This window comes from Ruegeria sp. HKCCA5426 (genome assembly GCF_013034585.1).
Lineage (GTDB): Bacteria > Pseudomonadota > Alphaproteobacteria > Rhodobacterales > Rhodobacteraceae > Ruegeria.
The window spans coordinates 7,501-22,302 of the sequence record NZ_WQGH01000021.1 but is presented as its reverse complement, the minus strand read 5'-3'; the positions used below and the strand labels follow the sequence as shown (position 1 = coordinate 22,302).

The 14,802-nt window shown below is 58.0% G+C and carries 13 protein-coding genes (1 of these 13 only partly in view); 7 read left to right on the top strand and 6 right to left on the bottom strand.

Going from position 1 to position 14,802, the window contains the following annotated elements; all coding sequences use genetic code 11:
* Positions 1 to 160: 160 nt before the first annotated feature.
* The 4 genes from GOV87_RS19890 to GOV87_RS19875 form a co-directional block, all read right to left on the bottom strand.
* The gene (locus tag GOV87_RS19890) at positions 161 to 448 is read right to left on the bottom strand and encodes an HU family DNA-binding protein (RefSeq protein WP_068341148.1); all 288 of its coding nucleotides are present in this window, start codon (positions 446 to 448) and stop codon (positions 161 to 163) included.
* A 130-nt stretch (positions 449 to 578) separates the two neighbouring features.
* Positions 579 to 2,042 carry an AMP nucleosidase gene (locus GOV87_RS19885; protein WP_171123954.1) on the bottom strand — a complete coding sequence of 488 codons (1,464 nt, stop codon included), beginning with the start codon at positions 2,040 to 2,042 and terminating at the stop codon, positions 579 to 581.
* Positions 2,039 to 3,841: an adenine deaminase gene (ade, locus tag GOV87_RS19880; RefSeq protein ID WP_171212926.1), complete on the bottom strand. Its 1,803-nt coding sequence runs from the start codon at positions 3,839 to 3,841 to the stop codon at positions 2,039 to 2,041. The genes GOV87_RS19885 and ade overlap by 4 nt, the downstream gene beginning before the upstream one ends.
* Before the next feature lie 142 nt (positions 3,842 to 3,983).
* Positions 3,984 to 4,859 (bottom strand): LysR family transcriptional regulator, encoded by an 876-nt coding sequence (locus GOV87_RS19875; RefSeq protein WP_171212925.1) that lies wholly within the window; start codon positions 4,857 to 4,859, stop codon positions 3,984 to 3,986.
* A gap of 116 nt (positions 4,860 to 4,975) precedes the next feature.
* Between GOV87_RS19875 and GOV87_RS19870 the strand changes: the two genes are divergently transcribed.
* Together GOV87_RS19870 and GOV87_RS19865 are read left to right on the top strand one after the other, a co-directional pair.
* Positions 4,976 to 5,731, top strand: a complete 756-nt coding sequence (locus GOV87_RS19870; RefSeq protein ID WP_171123629.1) for a class II aldolase and adducin N-terminal domain-containing protein — start codon at positions 4,976 to 4,978, stop codon at positions 5,729 to 5,731.
* A 13-nt stretch (positions 5,732 to 5,744) separates the two neighbouring features.
* A complete protein-coding gene (locus tag GOV87_RS19865) occupies positions 5,745 to 6,734 on the top strand; it encodes a sterol desaturase family protein (RefSeq protein WP_171212924.1) in 990 nt (329 codons plus the stop codon).
* Here the strand turns inward: GOV87_RS19865 and GOV87_RS19860 are convergent.
* Positions 6,731 to 7,672 carry a GlxA family transcriptional regulator gene (locus tag GOV87_RS19860; protein WP_171212923.1) on the bottom strand — a complete coding sequence of 314 codons (942 nt, stop codon included), beginning with the start codon at positions 7,670 to 7,672 and terminating at the stop codon, positions 6,731 to 6,733. The genes GOV87_RS19865 and GOV87_RS19860 overlap by 4 nt on opposite strands.
* 77 nt (positions 7,673 to 7,749) lie before the next feature.
* Between GOV87_RS19860 and GOV87_RS19855 the strand changes: the two genes are divergently transcribed.
* Genes GOV87_RS19855 through GOV87_RS19845 form a run of 3 tightly spaced genes read left to right on the top strand, consistent with a single transcriptional unit; the run spans position 7,750 to position 11,701 of the window.
* A complete protein-coding gene (locus GOV87_RS19855) occupies positions 7,750 to 8,910 on the top strand; it encodes an acyl-CoA dehydrogenase family protein (protein ID WP_171123623.1) in 1,161 nt (386 codons plus the stop codon).
* Positions 8,907 to 10,925, top strand: a complete 2,019-nt coding sequence (locus GOV87_RS19850; RefSeq protein ID WP_171212922.1) for an acetate--CoA ligase family protein — start codon at positions 8,907 to 8,909, stop codon at positions 10,923 to 10,925. Before GOV87_RS19855 ends, GOV87_RS19850 begins: the two co-directional genes overlap by 4 nt.
* Positions 10,922 to 11,701 (top strand): carnitinyl-CoA dehydratase, encoded by a 780-nt coding sequence (locus GOV87_RS19845; protein WP_171212921.1) that lies wholly within the window; start codon positions 10,922 to 10,924, stop codon positions 11,699 to 11,701. Before GOV87_RS19850 ends, GOV87_RS19845 begins: the two co-directional genes overlap by 4 nt.
* Here GOV87_RS19845 and GOV87_RS19840 read toward each other — a convergent pair.
* Positions 11,698 to 12,330: a class I SAM-dependent methyltransferase gene (locus GOV87_RS19840; protein WP_171123617.1), complete on the bottom strand. Its 633-nt coding sequence runs from the start codon at positions 12,328 to 12,330 to the stop codon at positions 11,698 to 11,700. The genes GOV87_RS19845 and GOV87_RS19840 overlap by 4 nt on opposite strands.
* A gap of 90 nt (positions 12,331 to 12,420) precedes the next feature.
* Between GOV87_RS19840 and GOV87_RS19835 the strand changes: the two genes are divergently transcribed.
* Together GOV87_RS19835 and katG are read left to right on the top strand one after the other, a co-directional pair.
* The gene (locus GOV87_RS19835; RefSeq protein ID WP_171212920.1) at positions 12,421 to 13,266 is read left to right on the top strand and encodes an SDR family oxidoreductase; all 846 of its coding nucleotides are present in this window, start codon (positions 12,421 to 12,423) and stop codon (positions 13,264 to 13,266) included.
* 232 nt (positions 13,267 to 13,498) lie between these two features.
* Positions 13,499 to 14,802, top strand: the 5' portion of a protein-coding gene (katG, locus tag GOV87_RS19830) for a catalase/peroxidase HPI (RefSeq protein ID WP_171212919.1). 898 nt of this gene lie beyond the right edge of the window; the window shows 1,304 of its 2,202 coding nt (coding positions 1–1,304); the start codon lies at positions 13,499 to 13,501; the stop codon falls past the right edge of the window.

Here is a 14,802-nt window from a genome sequence, read left to right as displayed (position 1 = left end):
CTTAGTCCTCCGTTTCCTGAACATAACGGTGGACCCGTTCAGTTGGGGAGGCTCACGAAAACGACCAGCAGCCTAACTGCTGGTCGATAGCTCGTCAACATTTACCTATAGTGGCTTGCCCGAACGGCGGCCCTTGATCATTTCGCAGTGAAAGCTGGGATCAGCCGTTCACGCTGTCCTTCAGAGCTTTCGCAATGGTCATCTTGACCACCTTGTCGGCCTCTTTCTTGAACTGCTCGCCGGTGGCGGGGTTGCGCACCATGCGCTCGGGGCGCTCGCGGCAGTAGATTTTGCCAACGCCGGGCAGGGTCACTGCGCCACCGGCGGATACTTCGCGGGTAATCAGGCCGGTGATGGCCTCAAGCGCGCTGTTGGCGGCTTTCTTGTCTGTCCCCATTTCCTCAGCGAGAGCAGCAACCAGCTGAGTCTTTGTCATAGGCTTTGCCATTTCTTGGTCTCCTTAACGTGCCCGATAAATAGGGCCTCACCGCGTAACTGTAACGGGATATTGTGGCCGAACACAACGAATAGTAGCGCCGAACACCCTAAAAATATGGGGAAAACGTTGCTTTTTTGCTTCAGAGAAAGGCCGTTTCGTCGAAAGAACGCAATTTCCGGCTGTGCAGGCGCTCTAACGGCATGCCGCGCAGATGTTCCATTGCACGTATTCCGATCGCCAAATGGCGGCTGACCTGCGTGGTATAGAACGCCGAAGCCATACCCGGCAACTTCAATTCCCCGTGCAGCGGTTTGTCCGATACGCATAGCAAGGTGCCATAAGGGACGCGAAACCGATAGCCATTCGCCGCTATGGTGGCGCTTTCCATATCCAACGCGATGGCGCGTGACTGGCTGAGGCGTTGCACGGGTCCGGACTGGTCGCGCAACTCCCAGTTGCGGTTGTCGACCGAGGCGACGGTGCCCGTACGCATGATCCGCTTCAGCTCATACCCCTCAAGTTCCGTGACCTCGGCGACGGCCTGTTCCAAGGCCACCTGAACCTCGGCCAGCGGAGGAATCGGCACCCAAACCGGCAGGTCATCGTCCAGTACCTTGTCTTCGCGCAGATAGGCATGCGCCAGAACAAAATCGCCCAACGCCTGCGTGTTGCGCAGACCCGCACAGTGACCGACCATCAGCCATGCATGAGGCCGCAGAACCGCGATATGATCAGTGGCGGTTTTGGCATTCGAAGGCCCGACCCCGATATTGACCAGCGTAATGCCCGACCCATCCGCGCGCTTCAGGTGATAGGTCGGCATCTGCGGCAGCTTCAACGGTTGTTCCAGAGTTCCATCCGCCGTGGTGATCTGCACATTTCCGGTCGATACGAAGCTGATGTAGCCGCTATCGGGATCGGCCAGTTGTTCGCGCGCGTAGTTTTCGAACTCGGACACATAGAACTGGTAGTTGGTGAACAGCACGTGGTTCTGAAAATGGCTGGGATCGGTTGCCGTATAATGGGCCAGACGCGCCAGTGAATAATCGACTCGTTGGGCGGTAAACAAGGCCAGTGGACCATCTTCGTCTTCGTGATCGTGAACGCCATTTACAATGTCGTCATTCGTGGTGGTCAGGTCAGGAACATCAAAGACATCACGCAGCGTGAAACCGGCCGCACCCTGATGGGGAACAACCAGATCCGGATTGTTCGCCACCGCGAAATGAACCGGGATCGGCGTATCTGAGGCTCCGATCGTCACCGGTTGATCGTGGTTTTTGATCAGTAGCGCGATTTGCTGGGTCAGGTAGGACCGGAACAGATCAGGCCGCGTGACGGTGGTTGCGTGCATTCCGGGCTCGGAAACATGGCCAAAGCTCAGACGGCTGTCCACCTGCGCATAAGACGAGGTCTTGATCCGAATCTCCGGGTAAAAGGCCCTGTATCGTTCGGTCGGGGTGCCTTGTTCCATCGCCTGGGCAAAGCTGTCGCACAGAAAGCGCGTTGCTTGTTCGTACAGTTGTTCCAGCCGTTCAACGGCAGCAGCCGGATCGGTAAATTTCTCGGCGCTGGGCACGTCGGGTGTTTTTATTATTGTCATGCAAGTGGTTCCAGAAGATCAATTTTTTCAAATGTACGCACGTCGATCAGGCCGAGGTCGGAAATCCGTAACTCGGGGATCACGACAAGGGCCAAAAGCGAGTGCTGCATATACGCATTGTTAAGGTCACAGCCGCAGGCCTGCATCGCCTCGACCATGCGTTCGGCCTTGGCTGCCACGTCAGATGCAGGACTGTCGGACATCAGTCCGGCAATGGGCAACTCGACCAAGGCCAGTTCCGCGCCATCGCGGAAAATGGTGATCCCGCCCCCGACCTCGGCCAGTCGATTTGCGGCCAGGGCCATCTGCTCGCGGTCGGTACCCACAACGATCATGTGGTGGCTGTCATGCGCCACGGTAGATGCCATAGCCATCTTGCCCTGATAGCCGAACCCCGAGACAAAGGCGTTCGTGACCCCTCCGGTCGCGCGGTGGCGCTCGACCAGCGCGATCTGGCAAACCTCACCTTCGCCTTCCACCAACCCTTCGATGATCGGCAGCTCGGCCTTGAGCGCCTTGGTCGGCGCCTGATTTTCAACCACTCCAATCACGTTGGCCTGTACGCGATTGGCTCCGGCGGGCGCTGTGATCTCAAAATCAGCAGCGGCGAGCGTATGCCCCAGATGGACAGTGTTCCGTGCGGTCTCGGGCCAGTCAAGATGTGGGCAATTCACCGTGATTGTTCCGCCCTCGGCCACAACCTGACCGCGGGCGATGACCGTTTCAATCGGCAGTTCGGTCAGGTCTGAGCTGAGAATGATATCGGCCCGCCGTCCCGGCGTGATCGAGCCGATCTCACGTTCAAGTCCGAAATGGGTCGCTGTGTTGATCGTGGCCATTTGCAATGCGATCAACGGATCGCACCCGCAGGCGATCGCATGTCGCACGACCCGGTTCATATGACCATCATTGACCAATGTCCCAGAGTGACAATCGTCCGTGCAAAGGATGAAGTTCCTTGGGTCCAGCCCTTTCTCGGTAACGGCCGTGATTTGGCTTTCCACGTCGAACCATGCCGACCCCAACCGCATCATGGATCGCATACCTTGTCGAACCCGCGCGATTGCGTCGGCTTCGCAGGTTCCTTCGTGATCGTCTGCCGGTCCGCCTGCCACGTATGCCGCAAAATCAGGCCCTAAATCAGGCGAAGCGTAGTGTCCGCCTACTGTTTTTCCCGCATTTTGCGTTGCTGCGATCTCGGCAAGCATCTTGGGGTCGCCATTGATCACACCCGGGAAGTTCATCATCTCGCCCAGCCCGATTATGCCGGGCCAGGACATCGCTTCGGCAACGTCCTGTGCGGTGATTTCGTATCCCGTTGTTTCAAGGCCGGGCGCAGACGGTGCGCAGGATGGCATCTGGGTGTAGATGTTCACGGGCTGCATCAACGCTTCGTCATGCATCATCCGCACGCCGTCTAACCCCAGCACGTTGGCGATTTCATGCGGGTCGGTGAACATGCTGGTGGTTCCATGTGGAATGACCGCGCGGGCGAACTCGGCCGGTGTCAGCATCCCTGATTCGATATGCATATGGGCATCGCACAAGCCGGGCAGCATGAAGTGACCGTTCGCTTCGATGATCCGGGTGTTTGGCCCGACGCAATGCGACGCATCTGTTCCCACAAAGGCAATGCGCCCGGATGCAATGGCAATATCGTGACCTGGCAGAACTTCGCGGCTGTGCACATTTACCCACGACCCGCCGCGGATAACCAGATCTGCGGCTTCGCGTCCTGCAGCGACAGCGATCAAACGGGGGGCGACTTCGGGCCAACTTGGGAAAGGTGTGTATTCCATGGCCCAACTTTCCTGAATGCTGGGAAAGGTTCAACCCCTGCTGAACAGCTATCATGAAACCGTCACGCAGCGCGTCAGCGCTGCCCGGCCCAACCAAAGAAGATGCCCCCTGTGGGCATTGCCGATGGGCGGGAGCGTTCCATCATGTTTGAAGATCGCTTTCAATCTCGCGGCGCACCCAATCGGCAAAGGCCAAAGCTCCGGGTGTTTCTTCGGCCTGAGGCGACAGCAGTAGGTAATAAGCTTCGGGCATTGCCGCGCGATGATCGAAAGGCGCGATGAGTTTGCCCTCGTCAATTAACCTGCGGGCGATGGTGTCATGTGTCAGGCACAGCCCACCGCCTGCCATCGCCACCGAGAGGCTGACCAGATAGGTCGTCGAGTAAGTGATGGGCGGTTTTTCCCAAATTAGACCCTGTTCTTCGACCCAGCACTCCCAATTCGACAGCAGGTTGGAGCAATCGAACAACGGATGTTGCTGCAAAGTTTCCAGCGTAACCTGATACCCTGGCGCGCAGACTGGATAATAATGATCGGTCCTTAATAACTCGGTGCGTACCGTATCTGAGGGACGCAGAGAGTACCGGATCTCGACCGCAGCGCCTTCGGCCATTTCCCTTGGTTCCCAAAGCTCTGTGAAGATATTCAACTGAACCTCCGGGTGCTTCGCCCGAAATCTCGGAAGTCTTGGGGCAAGCCAGTTCACGGCGAAAGATATGTTGCTTTGAACCTGTACTGCGTTCTGCTGCGTGCCGGTGACGGCCTGTGTGCCCCGAACCAGAGTTCGAAACGCATCTCGCACAACCGGCAGGTAAGTAATTCCGGCTTCCGTCAGTTCCAGTGCGCGGGGCCTACGCAAGAATAAGGGCTGACCCAGATACCCCTCCAGCGATTTGATTTGCTGACTGACCGCGCTTTGCGTCATGTTCAGGTCCCGCGCGGCACCGGTGAACGAAAGATGGCGTGCCGCGGCCTCGAACGTGCGCAGCCACCCCAGCGGAGGAAGAGATTTCTGCATTGGCATAACTCAAGCATAAGTTTGACTAATGCATTACTTGCGTTTTTTTCGTTGGTCAAACATCCCCGGCGAAGGCAAGCTTTTTGTAGTTCGAATTCACCCGACAGGAGCCTGACATGAGCGTCACCAATCTGCGGCCCAATATCGACCACTGGTCCGAGCGAGTGAACCTTGCCGCGACTTTCCGGTGGACGGAACGGTTGAACATGCATGAGGGCGTGGCCAACCATTTCAGCTTGGCGGTCAATCCGGAAGGAACGCAATTCCTGATGAACGCCAACCAGATGCATTTTGCGCGGATCAAGGCGTCAAACCTGTTGCTTTTGGACGCGAATGATCCTGATGTGATGGCCCAACCCGGCGCTCCGGACCCGACAGCATGGGGTTTGCATGGGTCTATCCACCGGCGCTGCCCTCATGCGCGCTGTGTGATGCATGTACATTCCATTTTTGCGACAGTTCTCGCCTCGCTTGCTGACAGCACCCTGCCGCCGATCGACCAGAACACGGCAACCTTTTACGACCGATATGTGGTAGATGAGGAATTTGGCGGACTGGCCTTTGAAAGCGAAGGTGAGCGTTGCGCGGCCATGCTTTCAGACCCGAAAAAGAAGGTCATGATCATGGGTAATCACGGGGTGTTGGTCATCGGCAGCGACCCGGCAGATGCCTTTAATAGGCTCTATTATTTCGAACGGGCGGCCGAAACATATATTCGCGCGCTTCAGACCGGTCAGCCCTTGCGCGTGTTATCGGACGAGGTTGCCGAAAAGACCGCGCAAGAACTGGACGACTATCCCGATCAGGCCGAAGCACATCTGCGAGAGATCAAATCTCTGCTGGATGCCGAAGGCTCAGACTACGCCACATAAGCAGGAGGCCGCGATGACCAACGCGTCTCAGGACCCCGAAGCCGCCCGGTGGCACTACCATCCTGACGGGCCGGTGGGATTGAACCCATTGTTCAGCTGGCCACCACGCCCCGCAGCCGTTTTGAAGTGGTACAGCGGCGCTTGGTTGCAGATCACGTCGCTGACGCTTTGCATGGTTCTGGCGGTGACGGCTTACGTGTTTTTTTTTCCTGCGTTGGAAACGATGCAGAGCTTCGCGCCCGGCTGGATGTTCCGCATCTGGTTGCTGAACATGGTGCCGCAGATCCTGGTCGCGGGCGGGCTTCATTGGTGGCTGTACATGCGCAAAGGGCAGGGCATGTACAAGAAATTCGACCGCCGGGACCTGACACGCGACAACGGCAACTTCACATTCCGCAATCAGGTCTGGGATAACATCTGGTGGACGCTGGGCAGCGCGATGACGGTCGCCACCGTTTATCAATGGGTGATCTACTGGGCGATGGCGAACGGATATGTGCCGACCGTGACATGGGCCAGCGCGCCGGTCTGGTGCGTGGTGTGGATGCTGTTCATCCCGATGTGGTCAGGGCTGCATTTCTATTGGGTTCACCGGCTGGAACATCATCCGAAGCTTTATAAACACGTCCACGCGGTTCACCACCGCAACGTGAACATCGGGCCATGGTCGGGCATTTCGAACCACTGGTACGAGAACCTTTTGTACTTCACGACCTATTTCATTCACCTGATCGTGCCGTCGCACCCGCTGCACCTGCTGTTTCATACCTATTTCCAGCAGATCAGCCCGGTGCTGTCGCATTCGGGGTTCGAAAAACTCAGGGCAGGGGACACGGATGCCGCCCGTGCCGGGGATTTCTTTCACCAACTCCACCACCGGTATTTTGAATGCAACTATGGCACGTCCGAAATCCCGTTCGACAAGTGGTTTGGCACGTATCACGATGGATCGGCTGACGCGACGACCCGAACGCGTGCCTTCAAGAAACAGATGTATACCTAACCGGCCCGCAACGTGCGTGGCGTAACGCCGAATTCGGCCCGGAATGCACGGGTCAGCGCGCTGGGATCGTCATAGCCTGACCGCAAGGCGACCTCTGCAATCGTCAGGTCGGTTTCGGTGACAAGCTTGCGCGCAAGGTTCAGGCGCAGGCGGCGGTAAACTTGCGCTGGGCCCGCGCCCAGTTCCGCGTGCATCCGAACGGACAGAGCTTTGTGTGATCGTCCAACGCGGCGGGCGATTTCGGTGATCGCCAGCGGCGTTTCCAGATTCTCCTGCATCAATGCCAGCGCCTTGTTCACGTATCCGCTGGTCGCACCCGCGCCACCGGAATGCGAGCGCGCGGAATTGCGGGTCATGAAAAGCTGCGCCACCTCCAGTGCCAGTGCTTGCCCGTGATCCTGCCCGACCAGGTGCAGGACCAGATCAAAGGCGGCCATAGCACCTGAGCAGGTGATGCGCTTGCGGTCGATGATGTAACGCTCGCGCCTTGTGTCGATGTCGGGGAACCGCTCGGTAAAGCTGTTCAGTTCTTCCCAGTGGATCGTGGCGCGGTGACCGTCCAGCAACCCCGCAAGCGCCAGCAGCCAGCTTCCGGTGTCCAATCCGGCCAGTTTCGCATAGCGACCAGCAGAAGCGCGCAACCCGGCCAAGGTGCGCCATCCGCCATGCGCCCGGAACCCGTAAGAGGGCATGACGAACAGAATATCCCCGCGGGCATCTTGAAGCGTTTGGTGCGGTGCGACCTGCAAACCTGAAGAAGACGTCACGGGCGTGCGGTCCAGTGACAGAAAGTTCCAATCATACAGTTTTTGACCTGCTATCGTGTTTGCCGCACGCAGGGGCTCGACCGTGTTGGCGAGGCAGTGATTTGAAAACCCGTCGAACAGAAGCACCCCGAATTGCTGCGGCGCAGAGGGGGATTTGATCCATTTCTGCATGCTTCATGACTATTTCTGCACGACAGAAAGATCAACCCGCGTCAGGATATGTTCAGATTCAGACGTGGAGACTCCAAATGCAATACGGCCTGTCCGACGAACAAGAGATGATCGTATCGACCGTTCGCAGTTTCGTCGAAAATGAGATTTACCCGCATGAAGACATGGTTGAGCGCACGGGCGAGGTTCCGCAGGAGATCGCCAACGAGATCAAGCGCAAGACGATCGAGCTGGGGTTTTATGCCTGCAATTTTCCCGAAAGCGTCGGCTGCGCTGGCCTGAACCATTTGGAATTCGCACTGGTCGAGCGTGAACTGGGTCGCGGGTCCATGGCCTTGAACCATTTCTTCGGACGCCCGCAGAACATCTTGATGGCCTGCGAGGGCGATCAGATCGACCGCTATCTGATGCCCGCCGTGCGTGGTGAAAAGATGGATGCGCTGGCGATGACCGAACCGGGCGCGGGCTCGGACGTGCGGGGGATGAAGTGCGCTGCTGTGAGGGACGGTGGTGATTGGGTGGTCAATGGCACCAAACATTTCATCTCGGGCGCAGAACACGCGGATTTCATCATCGTCTTCATCGCAACCGGCGAGGATCAAACACCCAAAGGCCCCAAGAAGCGCATCACCGCCTTTTTGGTGGATCGCGGCACTCCGGGTTTCACGATTCGTGACGGATATAAGTCGGTCAGCCACCGCGGCTATAAGAACATGGTGCTGGATTTCGACGATTGCCGCCTGCCGGATGCGCAGGTTTTGGGCGAGGTCGATGGCGGGTTTGAGGTGATGAACACATGGCTCTATGCAACGCGGATCACCGTCGCCGCCATGTCGGTTGGGCGTGCGCGCCGGGCATTCGACTATGCGTTGGATTATGCTGCAACGCGTGAACAGTTCGGCCAGAAGATCGGTAAGTTTCAGGGCGTGTCTTTCCAGATCGCCGACATGATCACCGAGATTGATGCCGCCGACCTGCTGACCCTTGCTGCCGCGGATCGCTTAGATCAGGGGTTGCCCGCAAATCGTGAGATCGCCTCGGCCAAGCTTTATGCCTCGGAAATGCTGGCGCGGGTGACGGATGCGGCGATCCAGGTGCATGGCGGCATGGGTCTTATGGATGACTACCCGCTGGAACGGTTTTGGCGCGACGCCCGTGTTGAACGCATCTGGGACGGCACCAGCGAGATCCAACGCCACATCATCAGCCGCGATCTGCTGCGGGCGCTTGGCGCATGACCGCAGCGCTGACCCGTGCGCTAAACCCTGAATCCATTGCTGTGATCGGGGGTGGGGCGTGGTGTGCCTCGGTCATTCAGCAGGCGCGAAAGTTCGGGTTCAAGGGCGATATCTGGCCCGTTCATCCCAAGGCGGCTGAGGTTGCTGGGGAAAAGGCGTTCGGTTCACTGGAGGTGCTGCCCTCATCGCCTGATCTGGCATTCGTGGGGATCAACAGGCACGCCACAATTCAAACGGTTAAGGTTCTGTCCGCGATGGGCGCGGGGGGCGCGGTCTGTTTCGCCTCGGGCTTTACTGAGGCGCAGGCCGAAGATGACGCAGGAGCGGACCTTCAGGAGCAGTTAATCGCAGCGGCTGGGGATATGCCGATCCTTGGCCCCAACTGCTATGGGTTTGTGAACGGCTTGGATCGTGTGGCTGTATGGCCCGACCAGCATGGAATGCGGCCTGTGAATCGTGGTGTTGCGATCCTGACGCAAAGTTCGAACATCGCCATCAACATGACGATGCAGCGCCGTGCCCTGCCGTTGGCTTTCATGCTGACCTGCGGAAATCAGGCTCAGACGCATCAGGCCGATATTGCCCTGGCTCTGTTGGACGATGATCGCATTACTGCCATTGGCGTGCATATCGAAGGTTTCGGTGATCTGCGCAAATGGGAGGCTTTGGCCAGAAAAGCGCGGGTTCGGGGTGTGCCGATTGTTGCGCTCAAGATGGGTCGCTCTGCCCATGCGCAGGCGGCGACGATCTCGCATACGGCGTCCTTGGCTGGTGGCGATGCTGGTGCGCAAGCTTTTTTGGACCGGTTGGGAATTGCACGGCTGGATGACATTCCGAGCTTTTTGGAGTGTCTCAAGCTGCTGCATGTGACCGGACGGCTGAATAGCAATGGTCTGGGTACCATTAGCTGTTCGGGAGGAGAGGCCAGCCTTGCCGCAGATATGGCCACAAGCCGGGATGTGCATTTTCCGCCGCTGTCTTCGACGCAACGGGCCGAGTTGCGGGATGCCTTGGGGCCGATGGTGGCATTGGCCAATCCGCTGGATTATCACACCTATATCTGGCGCGACGCGGCGGCCATGACGCGGGCATGGGCCGCCATGATGAGTCCAGAGCAGGGTTTGACCATGGCAATCGTCGACTATCCACACACGGACTCGACAGATTGGGATTGTGCAACGCAAGCTGCTTTGAATTGCGTGGCGCGTTCGGGTCGTCCATTTGCCGTGACAGCAACTTTGCCGGAATTGATGCCTGAGGACGTTGCCCAACGGCTGCTGGACGGAGGGGTGGTGCCGTTTGCAGGGTTGCACGAGGCACTGGCGGCCGTCGAAGCCGCCTCGCGATCATTCGGCGCCCAAGCGGATTCTGTTCTGATGCCATCCTCTGCTGAAACGAACATTGTTCTGACCGAGGCAGAGGCGAAACTGGCCCTTGAGGAATACGGTGTACGAGTGCCGAAAAGCGTCGTGGCGCAGCCTGACGTGGCACGGCAGTCTGTAGAAAAACTGGTCGGTCCATTTGCGGTTAAAGGTGTGGGGCTGGCGCATAAATCCGACCAGGGAGCCGTTCGGCTGAATGTGAACCTTGAGGATGTGGACCGCGCCGCGTCCGAGATTGGAACGGCGGAAATTCTGATCGAAGAAATGGCGCCAAGCGGGGTTGCCGAACTGCTGATCGGCGTGACGCGCGATCCGGCCCATGGATATGTACTGACGTTGGGCGCAGGTGGGGTTTTAACGGAAATTCTGAGGGACTCGGTGTCTTTGTTGATCCCGTCGTCCCGCCAGGCGGTTCACAAGGCGCTGGACCGACTGGCCTGTGCGCCCTTGCTGGCGGGCTACCGCGGCAAATTCGCAGCGGACATGCAGGCAATTCTGGATACGATAGATGCCGTGCAAACCTATGTCATTGCTAATGCAGCCCATGTCAGCGAAGTTGAAATCAATCCGCTCATTTGCGGCCCCGATGGGGCGGTTGCGGTGGATGCCCTGATCCGAAAGGCAAGCTCATGAATCCGGTCAAAACCAAGCGCGAGGGCGCGATCCTGCAGGTCACTCTGGACCGGCCAAAGGCAAATGCGATTGATCTCGCCACCAGCCGCGTGATGGGGGATGTGTTTCGCGACTTTCGCGACGACCCGGATTTGCGGGTCGCCATTATTACAGGGGGTGGAGACAAGTTCTTTTGCCCCGGTTGGGACTTGAAAGCAGCAGCGGACGGCGATGCGGTAGACGGTGATTACGGCGTCGGCGGCTTTGGCGGTTTGCAAGAGCTGCGCGATATGAACAAACCGGTCATCGCGGCCGTCAATGGCATTGCGTGTGGGGGTGGGCTGGAATTGGCCCTGAGCGCGGACATGATCATCGCCGCCGATCACGCAAGCTTCGCGCTGCCGGAAATCCGTTCGGGTACGGTGGCGGATGCCGCCAGCGTCAAGCTGCCCAAGCGCATCCCTTACCATGTCGCGATGGAACTTCTGCTGACCGGGCGCTGGTTCAACCCGGAAGAAGCAAAGAACTGGGGCCTGATCAATGAGATCGTGCCGTCCGATCAGTTGATGGATCGCGTTTGGGAGTTGGCGTGCCTTTTGGCCAGCGGTCCCCCGCTTGTTTATGCGGCGATCAAAGAGATCGTGCGAGAGGCCGAGGATTCCAAGTTCCAGGATGTCATGAACCGGATTACAAGGCGGCAGTTGCCAACCGTGGATACGCTCTATGGGTCTGAGGATAATCTGGAAGGGGCGCGTGCTTTTGCTGAAAAGCGCGATCCGGTCTGGAAAGGACGTTAGACGCGCTCGAACAGGGCGATCAGGGCTGTGTCGTCCTTGTTTGGACCAACTGCCAGATCGCCATAAATGGGGACTTCGGACAGAGTCAGGTTCTGTATCTGACCCTGCGCCATCTTGTGCAAGGCTTCCGCGAAACCCAATTTCTCATAGTGCTGCGCATTGATGGACAGTGCGAACTGCGCCCCATGCCGGGCGACGCGTAGCAATGCAGGAAGAGCTTCTGGCCCAAGGTGGCCGTGGGTGAACGTGCCGGATGATACAACGCCGGAGTAGCTTTCGCGCGGCACGGGGATACCTTTGTTCAGATCAGCTTCAATCGCATCGCGGTAGATATCCTTGCGCATGGCGCGGTCCAGCATTTCGGCGCTGATATCTGTGGCGTCTATGGGACCCACGCCTAAACCGGCAAGAACGGCACCGCACAACCCGGTGCCTGCGCCGACATCCAGAACCGGACCCTGGCCTCCGGCGCTGACAAAAGCCCGAGCGGTGTGGACATGCAGTTGATAGTCCTCGCGCGCGGCGAACCCTTCGTCGTAATCGCCGGCCCATTCCGCATAGAGCCGCTTGTGATCCTCTGGAGACTCCAGCGCATAGGCGGCGTGCAGGTCGGGTGTTTTGGTACTCATGCCTAAAAGAAAGGCGCATTGAGGGATTCGAATCAAGTATCTCGGCACCCGAGCTTGCATCTGCCGAGATTGCAGATCATCAAGGGCGGCATGACAGGCACTCTTTTTTCGTTTGGTCACGGTTACTCGGCACAGGAAGTTTCCCGGCTGTTGAAGCCGAAGGGTTGGCGGGTTCTGGGCACCACGCGTGACCCTGCGCAGTCACCGGCTCTGAAGGCATCCGGGGCCGAACCTGTTGTCTGGCCTGGACAGACACCCGACCTGAACGGGGTCACGCATTTGCTAATCTCGACAGCACCAAATGCGCAGGGCGATCCTGTTCTGGCGGCCCTGCGGGATGAGATCGCAGCGTGCGCTTCGCAGTTCAAATGGGTTGGGTATCTATCCACCACAGCGGTTTATGGCGATCATCAGGGTGATTGGGTTGATGAAATGACCCCACCTGCACCAACGGCCGAACGCGGCAGGTGGAGGGTGCGGGCCGAGTCTCAATGGCAGGACATTCCGGGTCTACCGACCCATATCTTCCGTCTGGCTGGTATTTACGGACCGGGCCGCGGCCCGTTTTCCAAGCTCAAACGCGTTGGGATGCGTCGCATTATCAAACCCGGGCAAGTCTTTTCCCGTATCCACGTCGCAGATATTGCGCAGGTGCTTGTGGCGTCGATGGCGGCCCCAAATCCCGGCGCAATCTACAATGTTTGCGATGACGAACCCGTTCCGCCGCAGGATGTGATCGCCTATGCAGCCGAGCTGCAAGGCTTGCCCCTTCCCCCAGCCGTGCCGTTTGATGAGGCTGATCTGACTCCGATGGCCCGCAGCTTTTACAACGAAAACAAGCGTGTCAGAAATGACAGGATCAAGGATGAGCTTGGCGTGACCCTGCGCTATCCGAATTACCGGGTAGGGCTGAAGTCTTTAATGCAGGATGAATGAATTATGATAATTTTTAGTTATCACAATCATCCATAAACAAAACTTAAATGCATTGCTGGTCTTTGTTAGAACGGTTCTCGACAAGACCAAAGAGTCGCTCTTGCCTATCCCGCCTGCGCGAATTTTCACCGTGCGTTTAGGGTAGATAAAAACGTCATCTATATGTGTTCTTGATCGACCAAGTTTTTAACCGCGCAAGATTGCCGGAATTTAGCCAGGATTGGAGATCGACATGGACGGAAGTGATAACCCCAAGGCAGGCGGTTGCCCTGTGATGCATGGCGCCGGAACCCGCTCGAACCGGGATTGGTGGCCGAACCAGTTGAACCTCTCGATTCTGCACCAGAACGTGCCAGCCTCGAACCCGCTGGGTGCCGATTTCGATTATGCAGAGGCGTTCAAGAAGCTGGATATGAAGGCGTTGAAGGAAGACCTCTATGCGCTGATGACGGATTCGCAGGATTGGTGGCCTGCTGACTACGGTCACTATGGCGGGTTGTTCATTCGTATGGCATGGCACAGCGCCGGGACATACCGGACCGCAGATGGCCGTGGCGGGGCGTCGACCGGGAACCAGCGGTTTGCGCCGCTGAACAGCTGGCCGGATAACGGCAACCTTGATAAAGCGCGCCGCCTGCTGTGGCCGATCAAACAGAAATACGGCAACCAGATTTCCTGGGCCGACCTGATGATCCTGGCGGGCAATTGCGCCATCGAATCCATGGGTGGCAAGACCTTTGGTTTTGCCGGCGGCCGCGAAGATATCTGGGCCCCCGAGGAAGATATCTATTGGGGGACCGAGACTGAATGGCTGGCCCCCACCGACAACCCGCACAGCCGCTATTCAGGCGAACGTGATCTGGAAAACCCGCTGGCCGCCGTGCAGATGGGCTTGATCTATGTAAACCCCGAAGGCCCGGATGGAGAGCCGAATGTCTTGGCCTCGGGCCGCGACATCCGCGAGACATTTGGCCGGATGGCGATGAATGATGAAGAAACTGTTGCCTTGGTCGCCGGTGGTCACACCTTTGGCAAGGCGCATGGTGCGGGCGATCCTGATCTGGTTGGACCCGAACCCGAAGCCGCCCCGATCGAGGAAATGGGCTTTGGCTGGATCAACAAATTCGGTTCGGGCAAGGGTGACGACACCACCACCTCGGGCATCGAAGGCGCGTGGACCGCGAACCCGATCAAATGGGACAATGGATATTTCGACCTGCTGTTCGGCTATGACTGGAACCTGACCAAAAGCCCCTCGGGTGCATATATCTGGGAGCCGGTGAACGTCAAAGAAGAAGACATGGCCCCGGCTGCTCACGACCCGTCCAAGAAGGTCAAGACCATGATGACCACCGCTGATATGGCGATGCGCATGGATCCGATCTATGGCCCGATCTCGAAACGCTTCCACGAAAACCCGGACGAGTTCGCTGATGCCTTCGCCCGTGCCTGGTTCAAACTGACCCACCGCGATATGGGCCCGCGTTCGAACTATATCGGCGAAGAAGCCCCCACTGAGGAACTGATCTGGCAGGA

Excerpts from the sequence above, each read along its gene's own strand:
- GOV87_RS19890 (WP_068341148.1), bottom strand. The coding sequence starts at position 448 with ATGGCAAAGCCTATGACAAAGACTCAGCTGGTTGCTGCTCTCGCTGAG.
- GOV87_RS19885 (WP_171123954.1), bottom strand. The coding sequence starts at position 2,042 with ATGACAATAATAAAAACACCCGACGTGCCCAGCGCCGAGAAATTTACC.
- ade (WP_171212926.1), bottom strand. The coding sequence starts at position 3,841 with ATGGAATACACACCTTTCCCAAGTTGGCCCGAAGTCGCCCCCCGTTTG.
- GOV87_RS19875 (WP_171212925.1), bottom strand. The coding sequence starts at position 4,859 with ATGCAGAAATCTCTTCCTCCGCTGGGGTGGCTGCGCACGTTCGAGGCC.
- GOV87_RS19870 (WP_171123629.1), top strand. The coding sequence starts at position 4,976 with ATGAGCGTCACCAATCTGCGGCCCAATATCGACCACTGGTCCGAGCGA.
- GOV87_RS19865 (WP_171212924.1), top strand. The coding sequence starts at position 5,745 with ATGACCAACGCGTCTCAGGACCCCGAAGCCGCCCGGTGGCACTACCAT.
- GOV87_RS19860 (WP_171212923.1), bottom strand. The coding sequence starts at position 7,672 with ATGCAGAAATGGATCAAATCCCCCTCTGCGCCGCAGCAATTCGGGGTG.
- GOV87_RS19855 (WP_171123623.1), top strand. The coding sequence starts at position 7,750 with ATGCAATACGGCCTGTCCGACGAACAAGAGATGATCGTATCGACCGTT.
- GOV87_RS19850 (WP_171212922.1), top strand. The coding sequence starts at position 8,907 with ATGACCGCAGCGCTGACCCGTGCGCTAAACCCTGAATCCATTGCTGTG.
- GOV87_RS19845 (WP_171212921.1), top strand. The coding sequence starts at position 10,922 with ATGAATCCGGTCAAAACCAAGCGCGAGGGCGCGATCCTGCAGGTCACT.
- GOV87_RS19840 (WP_171123617.1), bottom strand. The coding sequence starts at position 12,330 with ATGAGTACCAAAACACCCGACCTGCACGCCGCCTATGCGCTGGAGTCT.
- GOV87_RS19835 (WP_171212920.1), top strand. The coding sequence starts at position 12,421 with ATGACAGGCACTCTTTTTTCGTTTGGTCACGGTTACTCGGCACAGGAA.